This window comes from Microbulbifer jejuensis, from assembly GCF_047289955.1.
Classification (GTDB): Bacteria; Pseudomonadota; Gammaproteobacteria; order Pseudomonadales; family Cellvibrionaceae; genus Microbulbifer.
Genome location: NZ_JBLBUB010000001.1, coordinates 309,757 through 316,998, shown reverse-complemented (window position 1 = coordinate 316,998; position 7,242 = coordinate 309,757). Strand labels below are relative to the sequence as shown.

General features: G+C 52.2%; 6 protein-coding genes. 1 reads left to right on the top strand and 5 read right to left on the bottom strand.

Annotated elements, in window-relative coordinates:
* Positions 1 to 190: 190 nt before the first annotated feature.
* From ACL7TT_RS01520 to ACL7TT_RS01505, 4 genes are all read right to left on the bottom strand, one after another.
* Entirely contained in the window at positions 191 to 523 is a 333-nt protein-coding gene (locus tag ACL7TT_RS01520) for a hypothetical protein (RefSeq protein WP_413392581.1), read from the bottom strand.
* Positions 524 to 1,223: 700 nt separating this feature from the next.
* Positions 1,224 to 1,508 (bottom strand): hypothetical protein, encoded by a 285-nt coding sequence (locus tag ACL7TT_RS01515; RefSeq protein WP_413392580.1) that lies wholly within the window; start codon positions 1,506 to 1,508, stop codon positions 1,224 to 1,226.
* A 732-nt stretch (positions 1,509 to 2,240) separates the two neighbouring features.
* A complete protein-coding gene (gene xerC, locus ACL7TT_RS01510; RefSeq protein ID WP_413392578.1) occupies positions 2,241 to 3,263 on the bottom strand; it encodes a site-specific tyrosine recombinase XerC in 1,023 nt (340 codons plus the stop codon).
* A gap of 5 nt (positions 3,264 to 3,268) precedes the next feature.
* Positions 3,269 to 6,274 (bottom strand): CHC2 zinc finger domain-containing protein, encoded by a 3,006-nt coding sequence (locus ACL7TT_RS01505; protein WP_413392577.1) that lies wholly within the window; start codon positions 6,272 to 6,274, stop codon positions 3,269 to 3,271.
* Between the two features lie 124 nt (positions 6,275 to 6,398).
* On the opposite strand from ACL7TT_RS01505, the gene ACL7TT_RS01500 reads away from it, so the two are divergent.
* A complete protein-coding gene (locus ACL7TT_RS01500) occupies positions 6,399 to 6,806 on the top strand; it encodes a helix-turn-helix domain-containing protein (RefSeq protein ID WP_413392575.1) in 408 nt (135 codons plus the stop codon).
* A gap of 75 nt (positions 6,807 to 6,881) precedes the next feature.
* Here ACL7TT_RS01500 and ACL7TT_RS01495 read toward each other — a convergent pair whose 3' ends face one another.
* Positions 6,882 to 7,238 carry a hypothetical protein gene (locus ACL7TT_RS01495; protein WP_413392573.1) on the bottom strand — a complete coding sequence of 119 codons (357 nt, stop codon included), beginning with the start codon at positions 7,236 to 7,238 and terminating at the stop codon, positions 6,882 to 6,884.
* Between the last annotated feature and the right edge of the window lie 4 nt (positions 7,239 to 7,242).

The following is a 7,242-nucleotide window of genomic DNA, read 5'->3' as shown; positions in this document are numbered from 1 at the left end:
GCCTAGAGCCACCGCAATCTCTGCTTGTGTAAAACCGCTTTTCTTGAACGCCTCAATCTGGCATCTTTGCTCATAGGTCAGTTGCTTGTAGTGTCTCATTGCATAACTCTTGCCGGAGAAAAAGCGAGAAGCCTACGGGCAACTGGTTGCTTTTTCTAGCTCCATTGAGATATGCACTTACAAGTTGAATCTAGGTAAATAAAACAAATGCACACACAAGAACTAAAATCGAGAATAATATTGACACCCTTCCAAAGAGAATATGTCTTTCACAAATTTTGGCTAGATCTATATCTTTAAAAAATTTAAATTCTTTATCCTTTAAGAATTTATTGAATAATTTTTGCTTTTCGAATTCATTTGAATCAAAAGAATCAGATATAAGCAAGCTGTGATACTTATCTGGATACAGCTCCTTTAACTTACTTTTAATCATAGTCTTATATTTCCATGCTGCCACGGAAGTTAAAGCCGTTAGAAGAATGAAAACAATAAAAAAAACAGAAATAAGTGAGTTATTCATTAAAATTAAACACCTCGTATTTAAATCCAATCACCGGCCTGGCAACGGAGCCCCCTCGAACTAGACCAATTCCAACCTTTCCATTCAGACCATCAGACCCTAACGCTCCAGCTGCTTTAACACCAAATAAACCATATATAGGTGTAGCAATAGATGTTTTCCCCAGAAAGTTTAGTCCTGAGTCATTACCCGGAAATAAAGGAGCCTTAAGGTTTAAATCTGCAGTCAGGGAGTAACTATGACCCCCAACATAGCCTGCGCCTCCGAACAAACTAAGACCGTCTTTATTTAGGACGAGATCAATCTTTATCCCTGAATGTTGCGAAACTAATCTAAGTCCAGAGATCTGCCTAGTGTAAGAGGCAGTAATTGAGCCGTTCTCTACAATTTCATTAGCTAAGTACTCAAGAAGGTTTATCGGGTTCAGAGAGTTTAGAATGTAGCTGTTAATTGAATCCCTAGTCTTTTGTGCAACAGCATGACACTGACACAATATCGTAGCTACAGCCCGATTTTCCCCAATGCGATCAGCAACTTAAAGAGCACTTCCCCGGCGAACGGCGCTCTTACCAACTTTTTTGCCCCGACGCGGGTTTTACTTTAGCGGCATACTTTCCCAGTGGCAATGCTTTCACCAGATTCGCTCCCTGTCGCCATTGGAGCCGCAACGCGGAGGGGGCCAGCCCCTCCTAATTGACAGTTAGAACGGTGGTGCCTCCTCCTCAATGGCTTTAATCAGGTGGCGGTATTCCTGCCGCAGGTGCTTGACGTAGAGCTGCCATTCAAGCTCTAACCGCTCCCACGCTTCGATAACCCCCCAACCCTGCGGCAGGTGTTCCATACGTTCCAGCACGAAGGCAGCGGCGATCTGTTCGCTGGTACTGGCGCCGCTGCTGCCAGTTGTGAGTAGGTCGTTAGCGGTGTTAAGGATTTTGTCCAGGGGATACGGCAGTTGGTTTATTTGCTCTTGGATTTGCTGTTGCATGGCCATGCCTCCTTGAGTGGCTGTTGTGTGGCCACTTGGCAGAACCTCGCGCGCAGGTCGGTCAAGGCTGCGTAGCGCTTTCTGCTGCGCACCGCGCAGCGGCTTGGCCTTGAGGGGGCGAGCACGGGGTTATGCTGAGAAGGCACACAACAGACACGGAGGTTCGGTTGGCACTGGACCCAAGGTAGAAGGTTTGTGCGGCTTGCCGCAGCCTGGCTTTGAGCGCGGCGGAGGAAGGCGGGAAGAACACCAGGCTTATTCCGCGCGCACTTTCTGACCCTGCTACACAGTAAGCCCCCTTGGGGGCGCGCCGACAGGCGCGGGGTAAACGCCATGCGACCAGCCCGGCCTGCCCGCTTTAAAGACTTTACGCTGGCACAGCACTTTGTCAGAGCCGCTGGCCCCTCAGCCGGCGTAGGGCTCGCCCACGCCGGCGGGCAGGTGTTTTTCGGGCGGGGAGGCGCGCTTACGCGCCGGGGGAGGCATGGCTAGGAGAGCGGCCGCTAAGGGAAGATTGCGGCTGGCGCCCTGCTTGCGCTTTTTCTGCAAGCAGGGTGACAGACGCGAGCTTGCCTTTGCAGCCACCTCTTTTCCTGTGCAGTGCGCAAGCGCTGCCCGGAGCCACGACTGTGGCGGAGGCTGAACGGACGGTTTGTAATCTCCCCTGGCATGAGGCGAGCCTGGCACCTTGGCTTGCACTTTTTGCAAGCCATGTGACAGGCGGATTGGTGCTTAGAGTATCGCTTCTTCCTGAGTTTCGGCGTGCAGTGTTTCCAGTAAATCCGCCTCGTCAGTGTCATGCTGCTGCACTGTTCGCCTGGTCTTTTGCTGCCACTTGGCCGGGTGCGTCACCTCGTAAATCTGCTTGAGCTTTACGATTGAGACATGAGTGTAAATCTCCGTGGTCTGCAAGTGTGCGTGGCCCAGCATTTGCTGGATAAAACGGATGTCGGCGCCATTGTCCAACATCAGGGTCGCCACAGTGTGGCGGAACAGGTGGCAGGAGCCGGTTTTACCAATGTCGGCTTGCTTGATGTATTTGCTGACCAGGCGACTGAGGCGGTCGGGGGTCAATGGGAGCCCGTTCGCTTCGATAAAGATTTGATGGCTGTCCGGCTCCATCACAAAGCCGGGGCGGATCTCCTCCTGGTAGGTTTGCAGCCATTCAATGGCGCGCTCTCCAATCGGGACAAAGCGGTCTTTCTTCCCCTTGCCCTGTCTGACGGCCAACACGCCCTGGCTGGCATTGAGGTCAGCCTTTTGCAGGTTGACGCATTCCATGCGCCGTATGCCGGTGCTGTAGAGCACTTCCAGAACGGTTCTGTCCCTTATCCCTTCCACTGTCGTAATGTCCGGTTGGGCGAGGATAGTTTCTGCTTCTTCCGGGCTGAGGGTGGCTTTTGGTAGGCGCCGCTCCATCTTCGGCAACTCCAGCTCGCTGGCCGGATTGTAGAGTAAATAATTTTGCCGTGTGGCCCATTTAAAGAAGCCCCGGATCGGGATCAGCCGGGCGGCCTGGTTTCTGGCGCTATAGGGTTTGCCGCTGCGATCCCTGGAGTGGTGCAGGTGGCGGCGGTAGCGTTCCAGGATCGGCTTGGTCACTTCGTTGGCGCGGCTCATGCCCCGCTCTTCGCACCAGTTGGCAAAGTGATCCAGTGCCGTGGTCTGCTGGCCCACTGTACGCGGCGAGTAGTGCATTGCCTGCAAGTGATCCAGGTACATGCGGCTAAGGAAGTGCAGGCTTTTGTTGTCCACCCTGGTTACACCAGTACGACAGGATCAACAGTATTTTTTTTAGCCCCAGAAGTGCTTTTCGCACTTTTCGGACCAGTTTCCGCTAACCTCTTATCAACACTGGAGTTTTCCGGTTTTTTAGAACCTGACTGCCCCCTGACCAGGCCCTGACCGCACCCTGACCAATTCCGTGTTTGCCCTGACCGATTTGCTTCTTGCCCTGACCGGTTTCTGTCATAAGTTAACTTTTCCACATTAATCAGGCCCATGAGATGGGGTTCTTCATCGTTACCATCGAACAGCAGTTCGTAGTCATAACGCCCACCAAGCCCCCGGTGCGCCAGCAGATATTCCATTTCCACCAACCTGGCGACATGGACCTTTAAGGCCGTATCACTCCATTGCACGTATTCCCGAACAGCGCGGCGGGTAAAGCGATAATCCTTTTGTGCCAAACTGTGCTGTGAGCACTGGTCGCCAACCATCTGCTGGATCAGCCTGAGCAGCTTGCGTGTCTGTGGTGGCAGCTCGTCCAGGGTACGGCCCAGCACCTCATGGGCCAACCGATTGGCGGTTTCTATGTCGCTGCGCTGTACCTCCAGATATTCCATGGCTTTGCCATTGCGGGTAACGGTTTTAACTTGGCGCTGGTACTGATGCAACAGGGCAATGCTGTCGATTAGGGTCAGGTACTTTTCGTGATCCCTTCTGGTGCGGGTTTTGTCGTTCAGGAAGGTGAGCTGGTCCGCGTAGGGGTTGATGACAGCCAGAGGCTTGAGAAGTCGTTGGGCGTTGCGGTGCAGCTTGACCAGATGAGCTTTTTCCAGCTTGGCTTCCAGACCAGCCAGGGTGCGGCGTTGGCGTTGAGCGGCATGGATCAGTTGGGTTTGTTCTCTCGATTCGTTCACTGTCAGCACCACACAGCGGTTCAACAACTCTTCATCAATGTCGATAGCAGTGGTGGTTAAGAACAGCATCACCGGGCCTTCCACCTTGTATTCCCGCGTCACCAGATTGCCGGTGCTGTCGTCCTTGCCAGTGCTGGCAATGGTGATCTCTCCCTCGCTCTGTAACAGTTTTAGGGCGTAGCTGGCCTGGCTTGCGCCCTCCTCTTCGGCAATGGCGAGGATTTTATGCTTGAGGTTGGTTTCCCCCATATAGAACAGGCTCTGCCCGGTCATGGCGGAGTACTGCACCCGCTCCTCTTCCGGTATCAGGTTTAATACGGATTCCATCAAAGCGCTCTTGCCAGCAGCACTGGTGCTTTGGATCATCACCGCCAGGGGCCTGTCCAGTTTGCGACTGCCAGCAGCGAGGTAGCCCACCAGTTTGTTGGTTTCTTCGCCCACCACACCACAGCGCTCGAAGTCAGACAGGATACGCTGTAGCAGGTCCGGGTCGCACAACAGCTCCAGGGCCTGCTGTCGCTCTTCATCACTTAACCGACTCGGTTGCTTTTCTTCCGCCTTGTTACCGCCCAGGTGTTTTTCCTGTAGCTGTTCCAGTTTGAGTAATACTTTGCCCAGGTCTTTTTTTAAGGTGTTTTCCTCCTGTTCCAGCTCCAGTGCGGCCAGCTTGATAAACTGCTGCCGATGCCTGGCGCTGTACAGGTCGAAGGTGTCCACGTGCAGATCACTATCGCAACTGACCAACACATTTACTTTCAGCACTTCATGGCTTTTGTTTTTATCAAGGCCGCGGATTCGGTAACGACGGGGCCCGAAGCTCAGGGTAATTTCCTGGTCGGTCACTTCGGCGGCAACATCACTTCCGGGTAGTGCGGGGACAACCTCAGCCGGTGGTGTCACTTCTGGCTCTGTGGATTGAGCGGCTAAAGCAGGGGCGGTTCTAGTTGCGGTTTCCGCTTCCACAGTAACGGGCTGTCCGGTTTGTGATGTGATCTCTAACTGTCGTTCAGGCGGTTTACCGCTTCCCAGCCAACCCGCTTTTCTGATCGCGAGCCCCAGGCTTTGCTGTGCTGGCGTTACCTGCAAGGCGTATTCGTTAACGTCCATGTCCTTGGGTAATTCGATACGGAAGCAGTCGAAGCCTTCTCCATTCAACCGTTTGGCCAGTTCTTCTGCGGCAGCATTGCCAGCCTGGTCCCGGTCATAGGCGATCAGAACCCGCTCAACGCCGCAGTCCTTAAACTGCTGCAAGTGATCAGAGGTAAAACCCGAAGTGCCGTAGCTGGCGGTGACATTGCGGTAGCCCGCTACCCAGAAGGTCATGGCGTCCATCAGAGCTTCGCACAGAATCACTTCCCGCTGATCCTCCAACCCTGCACTGTTCCAGACTCCGGCATGGGGGCCGGGTAGATACAGATGCTTTGGGGTGCCTTTGCGAAGATCATCGCGCAGCTTGCGGCCATAGATTTCCACTGCGTCGCCGTCACCGTTGAAGACGGGCACTATCAGCGAGCCGTTGAAGTGCTCGTGACCACTGTCTCGCAGTACGCCAATCTCTTGCAGCTTGCCGCGTACCTCGGCACCGGCCTTACGGTTCTTGGCTGGCAGGCGGTAGCCCAGGGTGCGGTTGGCAAAGCCGAGCTTGAAGCGCTCAATCAGCTCTCGATCCCCAAGACCACGGCCAGCCAGGTAGTCCAACGCTTCGGGGTTTTGCAGTAGGGTTTCGTGATAGTAGTTCACCACTTGGTTGAGTAGTTGCCGGGCTTCGCTGTCCCCGGACAGTAGCACTTCCATTTTCTGTACTGTGCTGCGTGTTACCGGCTGAACCGGAGCGGCTAAAGTGGGAAGGTCGTTACGCAATATCTCGACAGCGTGGCGGAAGCTGACCCCCTGCGTTTTTATCACCCAGTCGATCACGCTGCCAGCCGCACCGCAACCAAAGCAGTGATACAGGTTGGTCTTGGGGCTAATGATCAGCGAGGGGGTCTTATCATTGTGGAAGGGGCAGCGGCCCACCTTGTCTTTGCCGTGGCGCGCAAGCTTGATGCCATAAGCCTCCACCAGCCGCTCCAGGGACACTTCCGCCTTGATCCGCTCGATTTCCCTGTCTGCGATGCGTGCCATTGCCTATTCTCCCCAAAATCTGTCAAGCGGCCATTTAATGCGTTTTACATATCATTATATATGCGCATATAATATATTCGTCAAGATGTATTACACACCACCGATTACACTTGAGGCCCTTATCATGACAAGTGAACTGATACTACTCATGCAAGACCAAGAGATAAGAAAGGCTTTTGGCTTACGCCTCAAGGAACTGCGCAAGCAAAAGGGCTGGACTCAGAAAGAGCTGGCCAGGCAGGTTGATATACGCTTTGCGCAGCTCAATAAGTATGAATGTGGAATGCACATACCTCCTATTGAGCGCCTCATACAGCTCAGTACAGCCTTGGGTATCACGTTGGATTATTTAGTGATGGGCAACGAAGAGAACATTCAGCCACTTCACAACCGACGGCTAATGGAGCGGCTAAAAGAGTTGGAACAATTTGATCACGAAGACCAAGAAACGATTATTAAGATGATTGATGCCATGATTGTAAAACGGCGGGTTGAAGGTGCTATTTCGCCTATCGATAACCCAGGCAGCTAAACAAAAGCCCACCCTCTACAGCCAGCTAATACAGCTGGCTGAGTGCACACAAAATCATAAATGCCAACACTAATGTTAGCGGCTCTTGCTGCTTACAGCCCAAACACCTTTATCAACTATATCAATCATTTCTTTTATAGTGAGATGCTTCACCTCTATTGGGTTACGATATTTAAAAACAAATAATAAATAATAGAAAGGGTACAAAATTTTCAATATATTGTTCTCTTTCACAAAATTATTAAAGCTCTGTGATGGCATATAAATTTTAAAATGACTGACAAAACCCTCCAGAAGACAATCAAGGCGCTCATCCTCATGACGAGTCGACCAATCAATATCAGAAACAATGTCAGTTCCATCATTTAGTTGATCTGAAGGCACCTCAGAAAAGTCAGATATGTATTTTATCACTTCGCTTCTTGTACCCATATCT

Coding starts and splice junctions, on each gene's coding strand:
- ACL7TT_RS01500 (WP_413392575.1), top strand. CDS start 6,399: ATGACAAGTGAACTGATACTACTCATGCAAGACCAAGAGATAAGAAAG.
- ACL7TT_RS01505 (WP_413392577.1), bottom strand. CDS start 6,274: ATGGCACGCATCGCAGACAGGGAAATCGAGCGGATCAAGGCGGAAGTG.
- ACL7TT_RS01515 (WP_413392580.1), bottom strand. CDS start 1,508: ATGCAACAGCAAATCCAAGAGCAAATAAACCAACTGCCGTATCCCCTG.
- ACL7TT_RS01495 (WP_413392573.1), bottom strand. CDS start 7,238: ATGGGTACAAGAAGCGAAGTGATAAAATACATATCTGACTTTTCTGAG.
- ACL7TT_RS01520 (WP_413392581.1), bottom strand. CDS start 523: ATGAATAACTCACTTATTTCTGTTTTTTTTATTGTTTTCATTCTTCTA.